Annotated in this window: 17 protein-coding genes; 2 read left to right on the top strand and 15 right to left on the bottom strand. The window is 48.9% G+C overall.

Annotated elements, in window-relative coordinates; all coding sequences use genetic code 11:
* The first annotated feature begins 151 nt into the window (after nt 1-151).
* Together KNO70_RS06600 and KNO70_RS06595 are read left to right on the top strand one after the other, a co-directional pair.
* Nucleotides 152-532 (top strand): truncated hemoglobin, encoded by a 381-nt coding sequence (locus tag KNO70_RS06600; RefSeq protein WP_015880960.1) that lies wholly within the window; start codon nt 152-154, stop codon nt 530-532.
* 55 nt (nt 533-587) lie between these two features.
* Nucleotides 588-974, top strand: a complete 387-nt coding sequence (locus KNO70_RS06595) for a hypothetical protein (protein WP_015880959.1) — start codon at nt 588-590, stop codon at nt 972-974.
* 28 nt (nt 975-1,002) lie between these two features.
* Here KNO70_RS06595 and KNO70_RS06590 read toward each other — a convergent pair whose 3' ends face one another.
* The 15 genes from KNO70_RS06590 to hemE form a co-directional block, all read right to left on the bottom strand.
* Complete coding sequence (locus KNO70_RS06590) at nt 1,003-1,413, bottom strand: hypothetical protein (protein ID WP_214685830.1); 411 nt, start codon at nt 1,411-1,413, stop codon at nt 1,003-1,005.
* Nucleotides 1,414-1,540: 127 nt separating this feature from the next.
* A complete protein-coding gene (locus KNO70_RS06585) occupies nt 1,541-4,609 on the bottom strand; it encodes an efflux RND transporter permease subunit (protein WP_214811572.1) in 3,069 nt (1,022 codons plus the stop codon).
* Nucleotides 4,610-4,695: 86 nt separating this feature from the next.
* On the bottom strand, nt 4,696-5,166 hold the full coding sequence (locus KNO70_RS06580; protein WP_015880956.1) for a competence protein ComK: 471 nt from the start codon (nt 5,164-5,166) through the stop codon (nt 4,696-4,698).
* A 127-nt stretch (nt 5,167-5,293) separates the two neighbouring features.
* The gene (locus tag KNO70_RS06575) at nt 5,294-6,634 is read right to left on the bottom strand and encodes a sensor histidine kinase (RefSeq protein WP_251030080.1); all 1,341 of its coding nucleotides are present in this window, start codon (nt 6,632-6,634) and stop codon (nt 5,294-5,296) included.
* 26 nt (nt 6,635-6,660) lie between these two features.
* Nucleotides 6,661-7,323, bottom strand: coding sequence for a response regulator transcription factor (locus KNO70_RS06570; RefSeq protein ID WP_015880954.1), 663 nt, complete (start codon nt 7,321-7,323; stop codon nt 6,661-6,663).
* A 311-nt stretch (nt 7,324-7,634) separates the two neighbouring features.
* The gene (copZ, locus tag KNO70_RS06565; RefSeq protein ID WP_074037662.1) at nt 7,635-7,841 is read right to left on the bottom strand and encodes a copper chaperone CopZ; all 207 of its coding nucleotides are present in this window, start codon (nt 7,839-7,841) and stop codon (nt 7,635-7,637) included.
* Nucleotides 7,838-9,949 (bottom strand): heavy metal translocating P-type ATPase, encoded by a 2,112-nt coding sequence (locus tag KNO70_RS06560; protein ID WP_078146432.1) that lies wholly within the window; start codon nt 9,947-9,949, stop codon nt 7,838-7,840. The genes copZ and KNO70_RS06560 overlap by 4 nt, the downstream gene beginning before the upstream one ends.
* Before the next feature lie 11 nt (nt 9,950-9,960).
* On the bottom strand, nt 9,961-10,263 hold the full coding sequence (locus KNO70_RS06555) for a metal-sensitive transcriptional regulator (RefSeq protein ID WP_015880950.1): 303 nt from the start codon (nt 10,261-10,263) through the stop codon (nt 9,961-9,963).
* A gap of 91 nt (nt 10,264-10,354) precedes the next feature.
* A complete protein-coding gene (locus tag KNO70_RS06550) occupies nt 10,355-11,902 on the bottom strand; it encodes a long-chain-fatty-acid--CoA ligase (protein ID WP_078146431.1) in 1,548 nt (515 codons plus the stop codon).
* 100 nt (nt 11,903-12,002) lie between these two features.
* Nucleotides 12,003-12,476: a PTS sugar transporter subunit IIA gene (locus KNO70_RS06545; RefSeq protein WP_214689351.1), complete on the bottom strand. Its 474-nt coding sequence runs from the start codon at nt 12,474-12,476 to the stop codon at nt 12,003-12,005.
* A gap of 146 nt (nt 12,477-12,622) precedes the next feature.
* A complete protein-coding gene (lplA, locus tag KNO70_RS06540; RefSeq protein ID WP_214685822.1) occupies nt 12,623-13,612 on the bottom strand; it encodes a lipoate--protein ligase in 990 nt (329 codons plus the stop codon).
* Between the two features lie 71 nt (nt 13,613-13,683).
* Complete coding sequence (locus KNO70_RS06535) at nt 13,684-14,571, bottom strand: Cof-type HAD-IIB family hydrolase (RefSeq protein ID WP_078146427.1); 888 nt, start codon at nt 14,569-14,571, stop codon at nt 13,684-13,686.
* A gap of 87 nt (nt 14,572-14,658) precedes the next feature.
* A complete protein-coding gene (hemG, locus tag KNO70_RS06530) occupies nt 14,659-16,044 on the bottom strand; it encodes a protoporphyrinogen oxidase (RefSeq protein ID WP_078146426.1) in 1,386 nt (461 codons plus the stop codon).
* On the bottom strand, nt 16,037-16,966 hold the full coding sequence (hemH, locus tag KNO70_RS06525) for a ferrochelatase (protein WP_078146425.1): 930 nt from the start codon (nt 16,964-16,966) through the stop codon (nt 16,037-16,039). The genes hemG and hemH overlap by 8 nt, the downstream gene beginning before the upstream one ends.
* A complete protein-coding gene (gene hemE / locus KNO70_RS06520; RefSeq protein ID WP_015880943.1) occupies nt 16,963-18,012 on the bottom strand; it encodes a uroporphyrinogen decarboxylase in 1,050 nt (349 codons plus the stop codon). Before hemE ends, hemH begins: the two co-directional genes overlap by 4 nt.
* Nucleotides 18,013-18,065 lie beyond the last annotated feature (53 nt).

Below are 18,065 nucleotides of genomic sequence, written 5' to 3'. Positions count from 1 at the left end.
AACACTCCTTCCCTTTTTTCTTCATTATGAACCATCCCTAAGCATTTGTAGAGGGAAACCTCTTCTATACCTTATTCAAAAAAGTAGCAGCCTACATCATTCCCTTTTTCGATTGAAATCGATTAGACTGAACGTATGAGGGGGGATGTATGTGAGTGCCTATGAACAATTTGGAGGCGAACGTGGTGTACAACAACTCGTTGACGCGTTTTATGACCTCGTCTATGCCGACCCAATTTTACTTCCACTATTTCCGGAAGATCAAGATCGAGTCAAACAGCACCAATTTGAATTTTTAACACAGTTGCTCGGCGGTCCAAAGTTGTATTCTGAACGTCGTGGCGGTGGAAACTTGGCGATGATTCATCATGAGCATCCCATTTCCGAGACACATGCCGGCCATTGGCTTGGATGTATGGAACAGGCGCTCAAGACCGTGGATGCCCCGGAATCGATCAAGCGTCAGCTATTTCAACGGTTGATCATGTCATCTTCGAATGTCGTCCGTGTTTGTTCGCATCATTTTGAGTAGTCACAACTATAAAAAGTGGGTATGATAGGAAAGTAAGCAAAGGAGGTCGTTTCACATGACAGAAGAAGAAAAAAAAGAAGTCGTCTCATCTGAGGAAGAGACGGAAGAAAAAGAAGAAACGGTAGTCCTCGCCGACGCGCTTGATGAAGCTAATGAAGCTGCTGAAGCAGAAGAAGATGAGGACGATGATGAGGATCAGCCCGAAGAGAAGAACATGGACCACATCAAAGGCGTCTTCAACTACGATCATGAAAATGGTCGTGAATACCGTGTCGTCTTTTACAACGATCGCAAAAACTTAGTGTTCCGTGAACTCGGTAACGGCAAGGTTGAATTTGTCGGCCGCTTCTCGGATGATGCATACGATGAAGAGAATGAAGCAGAAATGCGTGAACTCGGTCAACGTGAACTCGAGCGCATCCTCGCTGAACGCTTCAACTAAAAAAATCGCCGAAATTTCGGCGATTTTTTTAGTTCTTCTTATTCCGCTTCTTTTTGCGAAGTGCATAGGCGACACCGGCAATCCCACCGACGACCGCGAGTCCAGCAACGACCGGAACGAGAACACGTTTCGTTGGAATCATCTCTTTCACACGTTCATATGGTGTTGGTGTCGAGAACTCTAATTGTACGGCTGTATCGCCATGTCCATGCGCCCGCGCTTTGCGTGATGCATCCGTGACGACCACACGTCCCGTTGCCCAGCGACGATTGCCGTATTCGTCTACGTACGGACGACGTACACGTTTCACATCACGTACCACCTTCCCACGTGCGCGATCTGGTCGAACGACGCGTTCACTCGACCACGAACGGCTCCCGGTCACACTGTACGCTGGTCGTACTTTGCGGCGATTGAGCCAAGTATATGAATCGTTCATCTTCAATTCCCTCCCATACTGTTCAAAACCTCTCTTCTAATTATACCCATACAACATCACCCAAAACATGTGACAAATGGTTCAAAAAAAGATGTGACACCATACGGCATCACATCTTCAAGCTAAATCATTCTGTAAACGGTTTGTCCTTATGACGACGTTTCGCCAAAATCAGGTAGTACGCCGGAACAAGAACGAGAGTCAATACAGTCGAGAATAGAATACCCGATACGATGCCGATCGCAAGCGGTTTGAAGAGCGGGTCTTCCCCAAGTGCGACTGGTAAGAGGGCAACGACTGCCGTGAGCGCCGTCAAGAGAATCGGACGAATCCGAGCGCGCCCTGCTTCGTAAACGGCGGTCGTGACCGGTAATCCTTCACGAATGCGTTGTTCGATAAACTCGAACAGGACGACTGCGTTCCGGACGACGATTCCCGCAAGCGAGACCATCCCCATCGATGCCATGAAACTGAACGGTGTCTGAGTCACGAACAATCCGACGACCGCTCCAGCGATTGCGAGATAGATTGTGAACAAGACGAGTAATGGCAACGAGAGTGAGTTGAACTGGAATGCGATGATCAAGTAAATCAAGAATAAGACGACGACGAACAATGTCGCAAGCTCTAAGAAGAACTCGTTCTGCGTGTCGCTCGCACCGGACTGGTCGAACGTAATCCCTTCATCCTCTAACCCCGACTTCGCATCATCCAACACCTGCTCGACATCTTGTTTAAATTTCTCTTCATCCATGTCTTCGCTCGCATAGATTTGGAGTGTGACCGAACGCTCCCCATTCTCACGAGGAATCTGCTGAATTTGTTCTGTTGTCGTTTCCGTCACGAACGTACTAAGTGGGGCAACGGGCGGACCTGCTTCTGTTTGGACAGGAATTAAAATCTCGTCAAGGGCGAGTGCTTCGCGGTTCGCCTCTGCATCAATGACGATTTTCACGTCACGCTGTTCCACTCCGTCATCGAATGTACCAATTGGAACACCGTCTGTGACGAGACGAATTTGGTCACTGATTGTTTTTGCCGTCACGCCAGCCCGTGCCATTTCCTCACGATTTAATTCGTATGTGAGTGTTTGGAACGGTTCTTTAATATTATCGAGGACGATGGCCCCGTCAATTTCTTCAAGGTCGGCTTTCACTTGGTCACGTGCAGCCACGAGTTGATCAATCGTCTCGCTGCGCATCGTGAATTCGACAGGTGCGGATGCCGGCGGTCCTTGTTGTTGCGTATCTAAGAAAATTTCGGCGTCCGGATAGTCTTCACGCAACACGTTCGTATACTTATCAATCAATTCGATGGCATCGATTGATTCGTTGTCGACACGAACGACCACTTGTCCCGTGTTTTCACCTGACTGATCGAGTCCACCCGTGAATAAACCAGGGAGACCGCCTCCAGCGAAGACGGATGTTTCCACGACACCCTCTTCTTCTTTAAATCTCGCTTCAATTTCTTCAAGACGTGTCTCTGTCTCTTCCAAATCCGTTTGAACGGGGAAGGTCACACTCGTCACGACTTCCGGACGGTTCGCGGCTGGGAAGAACTCAAACGGCGTGAGTAAAATCAAACCGTACAATGCCGTCGTGATGACAAATCCGACAATTCCAAACGTCCACGGACGCTTCGCGACACTCGGTAAGAGGCGGTCGGCGTAGAAATTACTGAGTCGGTTGAGCGGTCCGCCGAGCCAACCTGGTTCACGTTTTGATACTTTCACTTCTTTACGATTCAAACGATACTGCGCAATCGGTACGAGCGTCAAACTGATGACCATCGAGGCCAAGACAGAGAGGGCTAGAACCGTCGGCAAGGCGCGAATGAAGTTACCGTTTGCGCCCGATAGCAAGGTGAGCGGAAGGAAAGCAAAGACGACCGCGAGTGTCGACGTGACAATCGAGCCCCATACCTCTTTCGTTCCTCGGACTGCTCCAAGCATCGCCGAGTCTCCGTTACGATAACGTCGTAAGATGTTGTCATTGACGACAATCGCATCATCAACCAAGATCCCTAAGGCGATGATTGCCCCGATAATCGAGATTTGGTTCAAATCGACCCCGGTGAACTGTAACGGGATCAAGGCGATCAAGAATGACAACGGAATTGCCAGACTGACGATAATCGAGCCAGAGAATGTTAGACCAATCGTCGTCACGGCAATGACGGCGATAATGGCGATAATGAACTCGCGTGTCAATGACGAGAAAATCGCATCGACGGCTTTTGCCTGCTCATAATATGGAACGAGTTCAAAACCGTCTAAGTCTCCAAGACCATCTTCGACTACCTCGTTGACACGGTCTTGCATCGTTGGAATATCCAAGCCTGATTCAATCGGAACTGTGATCGAAACAGCCGGCTTTCCGTCTAATGAAACGAGATCGGTTTCACTTTTCGCTGTCTCTTCGACCGTCCCGACATCTGCTAGTAAGACCGGTTCCCCATTGAATGAGCCGACGATGACTTGCTCCATATCGTCTACATTCGTCAAGTTATCGATTGCCAGTTGATAAATCCCCTCTTCAGTCGATTGACGGCCGAGCGGTGTCGTCTTGTATTCTTCGTTAATGGCCGTTAACACATCAGGAAAGGCAAGTTGACGTGAACTCAGCTCTTCCGAGTCAAGTGACACGACATACTCCTGCTCTGGTAACCCTTTGATCGTGACTCCCGTCACGCCATCCGTTCGCAAAAGTTTCGACTCTAATTGTTCGATGTCTGATCGAACATCCTCAAATGATCCACGATCGTCTGCTGTCAATAAATACGATGCGACAGGTAACTGCCCGAGTGAATCATTGACCGTTGGCGCAAGCGCGTTTTCAGGAAGTTTAGGCGTCGCATCCGACAACGCTTGTCGAACGTTCGCCTGAAACTCTTCCTGGTCGGTGCCGTCTGCGTATTCGACCGTGATGTTCGAGAACTCTGAAGCCGAGATCGACGTCACGTTCTCTACTCCTTCTAAACTACGTAGTTTCTCTTCTAACACGCCGGTAACATTCCGTTCAACCGTTTCCGCTGTCGCACCAGGATACGGTGTTTGAACGAGTACGATATTGATCCCGGTTTCCGGAATCTCACGTTTAGGGAGCTGGAAGAACGTCAGCACACCCACGACGATTGCGACGAGAAGAAACACGATAACCAGTTTCCCTCGCTCAATCATTTTTTCAAAAAACATAAAAACCCCTCGCTTTCGGAAGATGTGCAAATACACATATGATATCTCTTCTTCATCATAGAGGGGTTTGTCATTGAATTCAATCCTTAAGCGTGTTGCAATGTGCTGTCATGGAAACGTTTTTGAAAAGCGTACGATAATTCGATTGACCGTTGTTTTTGTCTCGACACGGTATGATCAGATACGTGAACCTTGACCGATTCCCCCGTCAAAAACTGAATGAGAGTCTCTTTTCCGTCTTTCTTGATGGCCGTCACGTGTTGAAAGTTGATCCACGCACAATCTGGACTTTCTTTGGCAATCGTCGGAAAGAAGACGGCATCCGCATGCCAATCCATGACGACCGGTGTCTTTCGATGTGGTCCGAGGACGTGTCGCGCTGCCTCGATTCGACCTTGAATGCTCGACCCGTAGTATAGACACGCGTGTTCTAATAAGTCGATTGGCGACCCTTTTACTCGCATGACGCCTTCTGGTTGATACACAAGTGTTTCCGCTTCGCCAAACTCGTTAAATACAGGAATTAAAGCTCTCGTTTCATTGGTCAATCTGCTCATCTTTTCATCCCCCATAACGTATGTAATGACTTACATGTCATTCATACCAGGATTCGATGCGCCTCGCAAATCGGCTTTTGTCTATTTCCCATGAAAAAACCAGCCGTTTCCTGGCTGGTTTTGAAAATCAAGCATTCGAATTTAAAGGTTGGTTCGACTTGAGTCGGGGAAAGTAAAATCGCACTGCTGTTCCGTCTCCTGTATTTCGTAGAGACACTTCCCCTGTGTGAAGTGTCACAATTCGCTGCACGATGAACAGACCGAGTCCGAACTTCCCTTGCTTCCCTCGAGAGAATTGGTGGAACAAGTCTAAACTCTCATCAACTGGCGGTCCGTCGTTAAAGATGGTGATTTCAACGCCAGCGTCATCTTGGTGGAGGTCGATGCGAATGCAAGATTCCGCGTAACGGAGTGCATTGTCGAGCACGTTCTCAAATGCGACCCGGATCTGTTCCCCGTCTCCAAACATCTCGCCGCCTTCGCCATTGATTTCCCAATCGAGCTGGCCTCTAAGTTTGAAGCGCGCGACGAGCAGTTCCATCAACTTGTCGAGATTAATTGGTTCAAGTTTCATTTCCTGTCCCTTGAAATATTCAAGTTTTGTGACGTACAACAAATCGACGACTTTCTTTTCGAGTCGAGACGCTTCCTCATCAATGACCTCGGCAGAACCTTTCAAGTCTCCTGTCGGATAAATACCGTCCCCAATCGATTGGGCATATCCTCGAATGACCATGATCGGTGTCTTTAAGTCATGCGATATGTTTTGAAGCAACGCTTGTTGTGCCAAATCCTGCTCTTTTAATTCCTTACGCATGGCATCAATCGAATGGGCCAACTGACCGAGTTCATCTTGACGATCTAATGGTAAAGCGGTCTCCCACTGTCGATTCGAAATCTTCTCAACGGCCCGTTCCATCTCCACAATCGGTTTCGTCAGTTGACGCGACATCAATAAAGCTGGAATCAGTGACAAGAGGCTGATGATGCCAATCAGAATCGAGATTCGCCAGTATAATGTCGACACCAACTCACGACGATAGGCATCCCAAGCGTAGGAGGCCTGATACACAATCGTTCCATCGTACTCATTTTGACGAATGATGTAATAGACGTCTTCCCCATCAATTGTCGTCTGATACCGCTCGACCTGACCACTTTGATTTAACGCTTCCTGATACATGCGGTTCGTCAATTCAAGCGGGGCCGATCCGTAGATGATCCGTCCGTTCGGGAGAAAGATCAATTGGTTGACCGAACGGGACTCCTGTTGGCGTCGGTCATACTCAATCGGGTTTTGGGGATAGTTCTCTAACTCATTCGTGTTCCCTAAATAATAGTCCACATCTCGTAACGTCTCATACACTTGTTCATCGATGAACTGGGTGATGGATGAACGGACCGTAATCAAGATCATGAGCGCAAGCGTCACGATGATGAGTAAGATGAGCACCCAAATCTTCCACATGAGACGTTTCGGTTTAAGCGCGTCCATCATGGTCTGACGAGACGGTAGCCGATACCGTAAAGCGTTTCGAGCTCAAGGCGATGCAATTTCTTTCGGACACGACGCACCAAGTCATCGACGACGCGGTCCGATCCGAAATAATCATTCCCCCAAACACCTTCTAAAATTTGCTCACGCGACAACGCGGAGCCCGGATGTTCAAGGAAGAGTAGCAGTAAATCAAATTCTTTCGAAGTCAAATCGATCTCTTCATCTCCGTGCTTGATCAGACGTTTATCCGGATAAATCGTGTACTCTCCGTATTCGATATGCTCGTTCGACTTCGAACCGTAGACACGATCAATCAATTTTTTGACACGGATGACAAGTTCCCTTGGAAGGAACGGTTTGGCGATGTAGTCATCCGAACCCATCTCGAGTCCGATGATTTTGTCGATATCCTCATCGCGCGCCGAGATGAAAATCGTCGGCGTATTCGCATTGACGGCTTTGATTTGTTTCAACAATTGAAAGCCATCCAGGTCTGGCAACATGATATCGAGCACCCACAAATCCGGTTGATCTGGAATCGCTTCTTGTGCAGATGTCCCATCCGCAAATGAGCGAACGTTGTATCCTTCCTGTTCTAGATACGTGACGAGCATTTTATTTAAGTTTGCTTCATCGTCGACTAAGTAGATTGTATACATTCAAGTCACCTCAACACGTTTTTTCTCATCATATCAAACAATTGTCGTGAAATGATGGGAAAGAAATGAAGTCAAAGAAAAAAGAAGGCAACGAAATCGCACCTTCTTCAGCGTACTGAATTTGTTCGTAACTGTTGCGTCAAAAATGCCGCGCCCCCACTAATCATCGCCAACACTCCACTGATCATGATCATTTCTATGATGTCCGCCTCCCGTTGATACCGATTCTCATTATCAACTTAAATATAGCACACATCCTATTCATTGAATACCACAAAAAAAGTCCCGATTTCACTCGGGACTTACCATGATTATGCTTTTACGTCGTATCCTTGTTCTTCGACTGCTTCCACCATCGTCTCAAGTGAGACAGAATCTTGATGGATCACGTCGACTCGATGCTCTTGAAGCGATACCGTCGCTGATTCGACACCATTCAATTCATTTAATGCTCCTTCAACGGCAGCTTTGCAATGATTACATGTCATACCTTCTACGGTTAACGTTGTTTCTTTCATGATGATGATCCTCCTTGTGTTTTTAATCGTAATGCGTTCAAGACGACAGACACCGAACTGAACGCCATCGCTGCTCCAGCAATCCATGGGGCAAGTAACCCTGCTGCAGCGACCGGGATACCAAGACTATTATAGGCAAGGGCCCAGAACAAGTTTTGACGAATGTTCTTCATCGTCAAACGACTCATATTCATCGCTCGACTCACGCCTTCAATGTCTTGCCCTACAATTGTAACATCTGCCGCCTCGAGTGCGACATCCGTACCGCTCCCGAATGCGATCCCAACGTCCGCCACCGCAAGTGCCGGGGCATCGTTCATGCCGTCCCCTACCATGGCAACGCGACCGGATTGTTTTAAGCGTTCGATTTGGTCCGCCTTTTCAACCGGAAGGACTTCGGCAATCACTTGATGATGAGGGATGCCAAGTTCGTCGGCAATCGCGTAGGCGACTTCTTTCCGGTCACCCGTCAAGACGTACACGTCACGCGTTTGACTAAGGGCTTGCACGACTTCACGACTTTTCGGTTTCAATTGATCTTGTAGCCCGAACGCCGCGACAATCCCGCTCTCATCCGCAACGTAGACCGGGGTCATCGCCCCCATCGACCAATCTGGCAAGTTGTATCCGAGCTCTTCCATCATTCGAACAGACCCGATGATGAGTTCTTTCCCATCAACGACCGCTTTGACTCCTCGTCCGGCTAACTCTTCCACTTTCGTCACGACACCGTCGCCGACTTCCCGGCCGATGGCAGCTGCCAAAGGATGCGTCGATTGCCGTTCTGCCATGACGGCACGGCGGAGCATCGCTTCATCTCCGAACGTTTCCACCACTTCCGGTGTCCCATTCGTCAATGTCCCTGTCTTATCAAAAACAACGATGTTTGATTCATTGAGTGATTCGAGTTGTCCCCCACCTTTGAACAACACACCTTGCTCTGCCGCTCGTCCCGTTCCGACCATGATCGATGTCGGCGTTGCCAAACCAAGGGCACACGGACAAGCGATGACAAGTACGGCAATCGATGCCCGAATGGCCGTATCGATATCATTTAATAGGAATGCCCAGACCGCGAATGTGAGGGCACTGATGGCTACGACAATCGGCACGAAGACACCCGAGATGCGGTCAGCCTGACGTTGAATCGGCGCCTTATCCGTTTGTGCCTGTTCGACGACACGTACGATTTGAGCGAGCATCGTCTCTTTCCCGACTCGTTCCGCACGCATGAGAATACGATGGGACTGATTGATCGTTCCGCCGACGACTTCGGCGTCGACCGTCTTCTCCGCTGGAATCGATTCTCCTGTCAACATCGATTCATCGATGACTGTCTCTCCCTCAATGATCCGTCCATCGACCGGAATTTTCTCTCCCGGACGCACGACGAGGACGTCTCCTACTTTGACGAGTTCGACAGCGACAGACCGTTCTTCACCATCAACGAACAGGATGGCTTCTTTCGCCTGAAGCGACAAGAGTGATTTCAACGCATCGGTCGTCTTCTCTTTCGCTCGTCCTTCTAACCACTTCCCAAGTAAGACGAGCGTGATGAGGACGGCACTCGTCTCAAAATAAAGATGTGGATTCATCGGGTGCACAATCATTTCAAAAATGGAATAGAAGTATGCGGCCGATGTCCCCGTCGCGACGAGCACGTCCATGTTCGCCGAACCGCTCTTCAAGCTCTTATATGCCCCTTGATAAAACTGCGCCCCAATCCAAAACTGAACGGGGGTCGCCAGGGCGAATTGCCACCATGGGTTCATCAGCCATGGTGCATGAAATCCGAGTCCCGGGATATGCGTCAACATGACGAGGAGTAATGGGGCCGACAACAGTGCAGAGATGATGACCTTCCGCTGTAATGGACGTAAGTCATGCGGCGGCGCCATCTCTACTTTCGGCTCGGCCCCGTATCCGATTTTCTCAATCCGCGCAATCAGCTCTTCTTCTGTAATGCCTTCATCGACACGAATGGTCGCCGTCTCAAGCGGAAGGTTGACCGTCGCTTCCACTCCGTCCATCTTATTCAATACTTTTTCAATTCGTGCCGAACAAGCCGCACAGGTCATTCCTTGTATGGATAACTCAACGGTTTTCATGACATCCCTCCTTATTTTTTGATGCGGCTGACGATCGTCATCAACTCATCAATGTAAGGTTCCATGTTTTCCGTCTCGCTTGCGTGAACCAAACACTTGCGCATATGACGCTCTAACAGTTGCATCTCGACTTGCTTCAGAGCGGCCTGAATGGCTGACGTCTGAGTCAAAATATCGACACAATAGCGGTCGTTCTCGACCATTTTTTGAATCCCTCGGACTTGTCCTTCGATTCGTTTTAGACGTTTCCCGAGTGCCTCCCGTTCGGCATCATCACGCGGAACGAGTGGTTGGTCATGCATAAATTCATCCATGTTGATCACCTCACCACTAATATACCCCTACCCCCTAACAGTGTCAAACGAAAAGATAAAAAAGGAACGACTCGTAGTCGCCCCTCTCTACTCAACTATTTTGAAACGCTTCGCTCTTCAAGACCGTTCGTAAAATCTTTCCAGTCGTGTTTCGCGGAAGTTCCTCGATAATCTCAATATAAGTCGGCTGCTTATATTTCGCTAACTTTGTTTGTGTATATGCACGGATCTCTTCTTTCGTGACACCGTCATGTTTCGTGACAACGAATGCCTTCACCGCTTCTCCTTGCTCCGCATCCGGTACACCGATGACGGCAGCTTCAACGATATCCGGATGTTGATACAATACTTCCTCTACCTCACGAGGGTATACGTTATATCCCCCGACGATGACCATATCCTTTTTCCGGTCGACGATATAGAAGTAACCATCCTCGTCACGTCGAGCCAAATCGCCCGTATAGAGCCATCCGTCCCGAAGTGTCATCATCGTTTCTTCCGGTAATTTGTAATACCCTTTCATGACGTTCGGTCCTCGTACAATCAACTCTCCGACTTCACCGACGCCGACTTCTTCCCCAAGCTCGTCGACGACTTTATTTTCGACATGAACGATGGAAGGGCCGATTGACCCTGCTTTACGCTCGCCATGGAGCGGGTTGAAGCAGGTGACCGGTGACGCCTCCGACAGACCGTATCCTTCAAGAATCTTGCACTCAAACATCTGCTCAAATGACTCGAGCAATTGAACTGGTAAGCTTGCTCCGCCTGAGACGAACACGCGAACATGCTTCAATGCAGACGTGTAGGCCGGTACTTTCATTGCCGTCTGTAACAAGAAATTGTACATCGTCGGCACACCGGCAAATAACGTCACACGGTGCTTTGGTACTAGATCGAACACATCTTGTGGTGAGAACTTCGGTAAGATGACAATCGTCGCCCCTCGAAGGAGTGGTGCATTGACGATGACCGTCAAACAGAAGACGTGGAACATCGGCAATGCCGCCAATGCCTTATCCTCTGGAGTGATGTCTAAATACTCTCCGATTGAATGTGCGTTTGAGAACAAGTTTCGATGCGTGAGCAGAGCCCCTTTCGGTTTTCCGGTCGTCCCACTCGTATAGAGGATGACGGCAACTTCATCCTCGTCGACTTCGATGAACGTTCCTTCTGTTTCGGCAAACGCTTCTGCGAATGGGATGAATTCAATCGTCCCTTCCCGCTTCAATGCTGGAACATCGGCATATGGAACGGAAATCACGAGTTTTAAGTGAGGCAACTTCGTGAGTGCCGCTTCCGCCTGCGCGACGAGCGGTGATAAGCCAACGATTCCCTTTACATCCCCATCAAGTAGAATGTAGGCCATTTCATCAGGCGTGTATGTAGGGTTGATCGGAATGACGACCCCTCCACGTGACAACACTGCGAAATATGCAATCAGGAACGCAGGGCTGTTTCCGAGAACGAGAGCGACGTGATCGCCTTGTCCAATCCCTTTTTGCTCAAGCGTCGACGCCATCGCCTTGACTTGCCCATAAAACTGTCCGTAACTCACCGTGTCTTCCCCAAACACATACGCTGCTTTCTGCGGGTGAGCCATCACTACTTCTTGTAGTGACTTGACTAAGTTTGCCATGGTAATCCCCCTTTAAATGAATGATGATTCACTTTTGAGCCATAAAAAAGAGCACGTTGTCCGCGCTCTTTTCAATTACTTCTATTGTACATGAAATGTTTCAATAAGAAAACGCTTCCAAAAAATTCGCCTGTAAGTGGAACAATCCGGCGCGACTTTTCACGTGTACGAGCGCTTGAAGGGATTCATCATCCATGAGCAAATCATCAATCAGTTTATGATAGCTTTGTTTCTTTGATTCATTCGTAGCCGTAATTAATAATATCGCTTTCGCTTGAATCGTTTCTCCCGTGATGGTTTTTACTTTACACGTGTTCAGCAGATGAAGAAGAGAAATACCGTCTCGTTTCGCTATAGAGATAGGAACATCGATGACCGCAACCGGCACAGCGACATCACTTACCCCGGAAGGAATGATCGTTTCTTGATCGAGAACGACTCGCGTAAATGAAGAACTGACCATGCCTTTTCGTTCCAATTCAAGACCTACCGCCATCATCGCACGTTCAAACGTCGATTGTTCCGTCACCCACATCCGACTCGGGTCCATCCATTCACTGAGCCTTCGATACATAGTGATTCCTCCTATTTTTAATCAGCCGCTACGAAAACGCTTGCACAAATTATGATACGCCTTCTCCCATCGAGGCGCAATCCGTATGATCAACGTTCACGAAACTGCCAAAAAAGGCGACCTCCGTAGAGACCGCCATGACTAACTTAACTAATCAAATCGACTAATTCCTCGAGCTCGACATTTCCGAAGTAATGTTTCAAATCGAGTTGCATCAATTGCTCACGGATGGCCGCACGTTCGAAACGCGTCCCAACGAGCGCTTGCTCGACGTCTTGGATGTCACCGACACCAAAGAAATCTCCGTAAATTTTCGCTTCTGTGATCGTCCCTTTGTTGACGTTCAAGCGGACATCGATTGTTCCGATTGGGAAACGACGTTTCGACTCGACGTCGAACTTCGGTGACTTCCCAAAGTTCCAGTCCCAGTTCGCATAGCGTTCTTTCGAGATATCATGGACGATTTCCCAATCCTCGTCACGAAGTACATAGCGTTCCGGTTGTTCTCCATCATAAATCGAATGGAGGAGCGCCTCGACGAAATGTTCCATCTCCATCTCACGCTCTAAAAATTCAGTGATGTTCGCCACACGGCTACGAACGGACTTGATTCCTTTTGAACGCATTTTCTCTTCCGAGACGTTAAGCGAGTTCACGACCTCTTCGATGTTCGAGTTGAACATGAGCGTCCCGTGGCTGAACATGCGTCCACGCGTCGTGAATTGGGCGTTCCCGCTGATTTTACGCTCACCGACCTGAATGTCGTTACGACCCGTCAGCTCTGCCTCGACACCGAGGTTACGAAGCGCATCCACGATCGGTTGTGTGAACTTCTTATAGTTGTTGAACGAGTTGCCATCGTCTTTTGTGATGAAGCTGAAGTTCAAGTTCCCTTCATCGTGATAGACGGCGCCCCCACCAGAGAGACGTCGAACGACATCGATGCCATTCTCTTCGATGTACTTCAAGTTGACTTCTTCTGATGTGTTTTGGTTCTTCCCGATGATGATGGATGGACCGTTAATATAGAACAGGAAGTAATCTTCATGATCGACGTTCAGATGTTTAAGGATATACTCTTCAACCGCCAAGTTGATTTTCGGGTCGCGGATATCCGGATTATAAATAAATTTCACAGTTTATTTCCTCCTAGTCGGATGTTCGTTACTCGTATTATACGAAACGAGACGAGTTCTCGACAAATCTTTTACTTCCACTCACCTGTCATCACGCGCTTCAATGCGTTCGCCACACCATACTCATCATGACGCTCGGTGACATGGTCACTGATGGCAATCAAGTCTTCGTGGCTATTGCCCATTGCAATTCCTTTTCCGGCCACTTTGAACATCGGCACGTCATTCAAGTTATCCCCGATGACGACGACTTCAGATAAATCGATACCATAATGTTCGGCAAGTTTTGTCACACCGTTCCCTTTATCTGCACCGTGTGCCATCACTTCGATGTTGTCATTGCCTGAAGATGTGACATACACCCCTTCGACTTGGTCTTCGATTTCTTTCCAAAGTCCGTTCATTTTCTCAAGGTGGCTCGAGAAAGCGATGAACTTGTAGACACGTCCCGCTTCTTGTCGGATAAAGTTCTCAATGTCATCAACAATTTTGACGTCTTCGTTGACGTAATAGCGATTCTTAAAGAATTCGTACATCTCGAGCGAGCGGTCGTCACCATTCGCTTTCAAGTTTTTCATCGACGCTTCAATCAAGTCACCACGGCTCGCTACGGGTCCCGCTTCTGTGTACATTTCATAAAAGACGTCCGCATACTTGTCATCTTGATGAAGAACATTGATGACTTGAAGCGCCTCATCAATCGTCAAATCGATTTCGTGAAGGACTTCTCCCGACGTGTCGAGCACGCGTCCCCCATTCGACGATACGATTGGGCAAGAGAGTCCGACCTCGTCTAAAATCTGTTTCGCATTCACATAGTTGCGCCCCGTCGCAATCGCAAAGCGAATTCCTGCCGCCTCTGCTTCACGGACGATCTCCGCTGTCTCATCCGCGATTTTGGTGTGGTTGTGCAAAATCGTACCGTCCATGTCTGATACAAAAAGTTTATACGTTGCCATCTTCCATCACTCCTTTTTCTCTTTCGCTTCTAACTATAACAAAAAGAGAGGGTTGCGGAACAATCCGAACCCTCCCTTCATCAAATCTCAATTTTTTTCACGCAATGCCTTCACTTGTTCCCGAATACTCTTCACACAGTCCGGCATCCCAATTCCGTCATAGGCGATTCCTGCGAGAATGACGCCTGGATATACCCGGCTCATCTCGGCTCGGAGTGCTTTGACACGGTCCGCATGAAAGACCGCATAAGGAGGCAGTCCATCACGGAGTCGACTGACGACGGTTTGAATCGGTTCACGATGAATGCGCATCAGGCCACGGAGATCGTGTAATGCCGTCTCGATGATTTCTTCATCGGATGCTTCGACAATATCATCTGCCCCCGGACGACCTAAAAAGACACGAAGGACGTGATATCCTTCCGGCACCGCATGTGGCCATTTCTGGTCGATGAACGTACATGCCGTGATTGTCACATCCGCTTCTTGACTCGTCACGAACCCTGTCCCGACGAAAGGAAGCTCAATATCCGCTTCTTTGAAGACAAGCGAGCATGTGGCCGTCGCATGTGGCTTCATGTCCGCCAAAAAGTCACTGTCGACTTTCGGGAGGAACTGACGAATGAGGCGCGGTGGGACCGTCAACACGAGATGGTCCGTGTCGATATCTCCGCGATTCGTGAAGAGGCGGTACCCGTCCTCACGTTCGGATACTTGTTCGACGGAACAGTTTAATACGATTTCAGTACGTTCCAACCGTTCTGCCAAGCGGTCTGTCAGTGACTTGAGTCCACGTTTCAACGAAGCGAACTGACCGACCTTCTTTGCCCCGACTTCTGCGACTCGTTGTTCCGGTCGTAAGTGTCGCATCCCTTCATACAAGTTGCCGTATTTCTTTTCTCCCTCGATGAACTGCGGGAATGTCGACATCGCACTCATTTGATCGATGTCTCCAGCATAGATACCAGAGAGTAACGGTTCAATCAATCGGTCGACGATTGGGTCCCCGACACGCTCACGAAGGTAGAGGCCGAGTGAGACGTCCGAGTCTGGCGCTTTTACATCTGGAGGGGACAGCAACATCTGCTTCAAGTCCTCGTGCTCTTCTTCCGAAAGCAACGTCGTCTCACGAAACGCATTGACGTCGAGCGGGATGCCCATCACCGTCTGTTTCGGAATCGGGTGGAGCCCGTCATGATGAAGAACGTAAGCTTGACCGACTCCATTGCGAACGAGTTCATCGCCTAAACCGACGTCTTCAATCAATTCCGTCATCGCAGTCTTACGAAAGACATACGAGTCCGGACCACGTTCCACCGCAAACTCGCCCGTTTCATACGTATCAATCTTTCCTCCGAGGCGATCCGTCGCCTCGAGCAACGTGATGGTCACGTCTTCCGGCAAATAACGCTCTGCATAAAAAGCGGCGGTGAGACCTGTGATCCCACCACCGACAATCGTGAATTTACGCATGATGCACAATCACGCTTTCCATTCGATCCGCGATGGCTTCGATGAAGCTTCGCTCTGCATTTGGCATAGCCGGACGTGCGTAGTGAACACCGAGGCGGTCACAGACAACTTTACACTCGACGTCGTTATCGAACAATACTTCGAGATGGTCTGCAACAAAGCCGACCGGCGTATAGACGAACGCCTCGTAGCCATGCTTTTCATAAAGTTCAGCCGTCAAATCTTGGACATCTGGTCCAATCCATGGGTCCGGCGTGTTTCCTTCTGACTGCCAACCAATCTCATAATGCGGGACGCCTGTCTCAATGGCAATTTTATCAGCTGTTTCTTTCAACTGATCCGGATACGGGTCGCCACCAGCCAAGATTTTCTCAGGAAGACTATGCGCTGAAACGATGAGACATGTCTTTTCAGCCGGTACAGGCAATGACGCATACGTATCGTTAATCGCATTCGCCCACCATTTGATAAACTTCGGCTCATCATACCACGACTCTACCGAACGAATGTCGATGCCATACTTCGCTGCTTCTTCATGAGCACGTCCGTTGTATGATTTGACGCTATATGACGAGTAATGAGGTGCTAAGACAACCGATACCGCCTCTTTGATGCCGTCGTTCGCCATTTGCGCGACCGCGTCTTCTACGAACGGTTCGATATGCTTCAATCCGATATACAGTTTGAACTCGATTTCACCTACATGACGCTCGTTCAAGATGTCACGAAGCGTCTCCGCTTGATCGATTGTGATTTTTGCGAGTGGAGATACACCACCAATCGCTTCGTAACGTTCCGTCAAATCTTGGAGTGCTTCCGGTGACGGTTTGCGTCCGTAGCGAATGTGCGTGTAATACCGCTCGATATCTTCTGGTTTGTACGGTGTGCCGTACGCCATGACAAGTAGTCCGACTGTTTTCATGATTCGTTGCCTCCCATTTTTTCGCGTGAGTAGTCGTGAATGAATGCCGTCAATTTGACGAGTACGGCCGGGTCGACTTCAGGGAACACCCCATGTCCCAAGTTGAAGACGTATCCTGGCTGTTTCATTCCTTCATCTAAAATTTCCTTAACCTTCTCTTCGATGACCGGCCATGGAGCTAACAAGAACGACGGGTCTAAATTTCCTTGAACCGCCTTTGTAATACCACGGTCCCGTGCTTCCTGTACCGACAGGCGCCAGTCAAGCCCGACCACATCAAGTGGAAGGTCGTGCCATTCTTCGATTTGATGGCTCGCTCCGACACCATGCATGATGAGTGGAATGTCGAGTGAACGTAGTTCTTTAAAGATACGCTCCGTCGTCGGTTTGATGTAACGTGCATAATCTTTGCGGCTGAGCGTCCCGACCCACGAATCAAACAATTGGAACGCTTGAATGCCGGCATCCGCTTGCGCCTTCGCATACGTGATGACCATGTCGCCGAGTTTTTCCATCAATGCATTCCATACATCCGGTTCTGCATACATGAGTGCTTTCGTACGATGGTAGTTCCGCGACGGTCCCCCTTCGATCATATAGCTCGCCAATGTGAACGGTGCGCCTGAGAAGCCGATAAGCGGAACTTCTAGTCGTTCCCGTAGTAGACGAATCGTGTCAAAAACGTATGAAATATCTTCCGGGTTTAACGGTTTCAAACGTTCCACATCTTCCATCGTTCGATACGGATTGTCGATGACCGGTCCAATCCCGCTCTTGATCTCGACATCGACTCCCATAGACGGAAGTGGCGTCATAATGTCCTTATATAGAATGGCCGCGTCGACTCCGAGTTGTTTCACCGGAAGTTCCGTGACATATGCACAAAGTTCAGGATCATGCGTGATCTCGAATAGTGACCTCGTCTTTTTAATCTCTCGATATTCCGGTTGGTAGCGTCCGGCTTGGCGCATATACCACACAGGTACATAGTCAGTCGCCTCTCCTTTAAACGCTTTTAAAATAGTATCGTTCATACGTCGCGTCATTCCCCTCTAAATTTCTCCTACATTCTTTATTCTCGTGTTTGTGAACTCAAAAA

The sequence above is a fragment of the Exiguobacterium sp. s181 genome (assembly GCF_018617125.1).
Taxonomy (GTDB): domain Bacteria; phylum Bacillota; class Bacilli; order Exiguobacteriales; family Exiguobacteriaceae; genus Exiguobacterium; species Exiguobacterium profundum.
The sequence above is the reverse complement of the archived record's forward strand: the minus strand, read 5'-3'. Positions and strand labels throughout refer to the sequence as shown.

Excerpts from the sequence above, each read along its gene's own strand:
- KNO70_RS06560 (WP_078146432.1), bottom strand. The coding sequence starts at position 9,949 with ATGAAAACCGTTGAGTTATCCATACAAGGAATGACCTGTGCGGCTTGT.
- KNO70_RS06585 (WP_214811572.1), bottom strand. The coding sequence starts at position 4,609 with ATGTTTTTTGAAAAAATGATTGAGCGAGGGAAACTGGTTATCGTGTTT.
- KNO70_RS06545 (WP_214689351.1), bottom strand. The coding sequence starts at position 12,476 with ATGTATCGAAGGCTCAGTGAATGGATGGACCCGAGTCGGATGTGGGTG.
- hemG (WP_078146426.1), bottom strand. The coding sequence starts at position 16,044 with ATGCGTAAATTCACGATTGTCGGTGGTGGGATCACAGGTCTCACCGCC.
- KNO70_RS06580 (WP_015880956.1), bottom strand. The coding sequence starts at position 5,166 with ATGAGCAGATTGACCAATGAAACGAGAGCTTTAATTCCTGTATTTAAC.
- hemE (WP_015880943.1), bottom strand. The coding sequence starts at position 18,012 with ATGACGCGACGTATGAACGATACTATTTTAAAAGCGTTTAAAGGAGAG.
- hemH (WP_078146425.1), bottom strand. The coding sequence starts at position 16,966 with ATGAAAACAGTCGGACTACTTGTCATGGCGTACGGCACACCGTACAAA.
- KNO70_RS06570 (WP_015880954.1), bottom strand. The coding sequence starts at position 7,323 with ATGTATACAATCTACTTAGTCGACGATGAAGCAAACTTAAATAAAATG.
- KNO70_RS06590 (WP_214685830.1), bottom strand. The coding sequence starts at position 1,413 with ATGAACGATTCATATACTTGGCTCAATCGCCGCAAAGTACGACCAGCG.
- KNO70_RS06595 (WP_015880959.1), top strand. The coding sequence starts at position 588 with ATGACAGAAGAAGAAAAAAAAGAAGTCGTCTCATCTGAGGAAGAGACG.
- KNO70_RS06535 (WP_078146427.1), bottom strand. The coding sequence starts at position 14,571 with ATGGCAACGTATAAACTTTTTGTATCAGACATGGACGGTACGATTTTG.
- KNO70_RS06555 (WP_015880950.1), bottom strand. The coding sequence starts at position 10,263 with ATGGATGAATTTATGCATGACCAACCACTCGTTCCGCGTGATGATGCC.
- KNO70_RS06575 (WP_251030080.1), bottom strand. The coding sequence starts at position 6,634 with ATGTGGAAGATTTGGGTGCTCATCTTACTCATCATCGTGACGCTTGCG.
- KNO70_RS06550 (WP_078146431.1), bottom strand. The coding sequence starts at position 11,902 with ATGGCAAACTTAGTCAAGTCACTACAAGAAGTAGTGATGGCTCACCCG.
- copZ (WP_074037662.1), bottom strand. The coding sequence starts at position 7,841 with ATGAAAGAAACAACGTTAACCGTAGAAGGTATGACATGTAATCATTGC.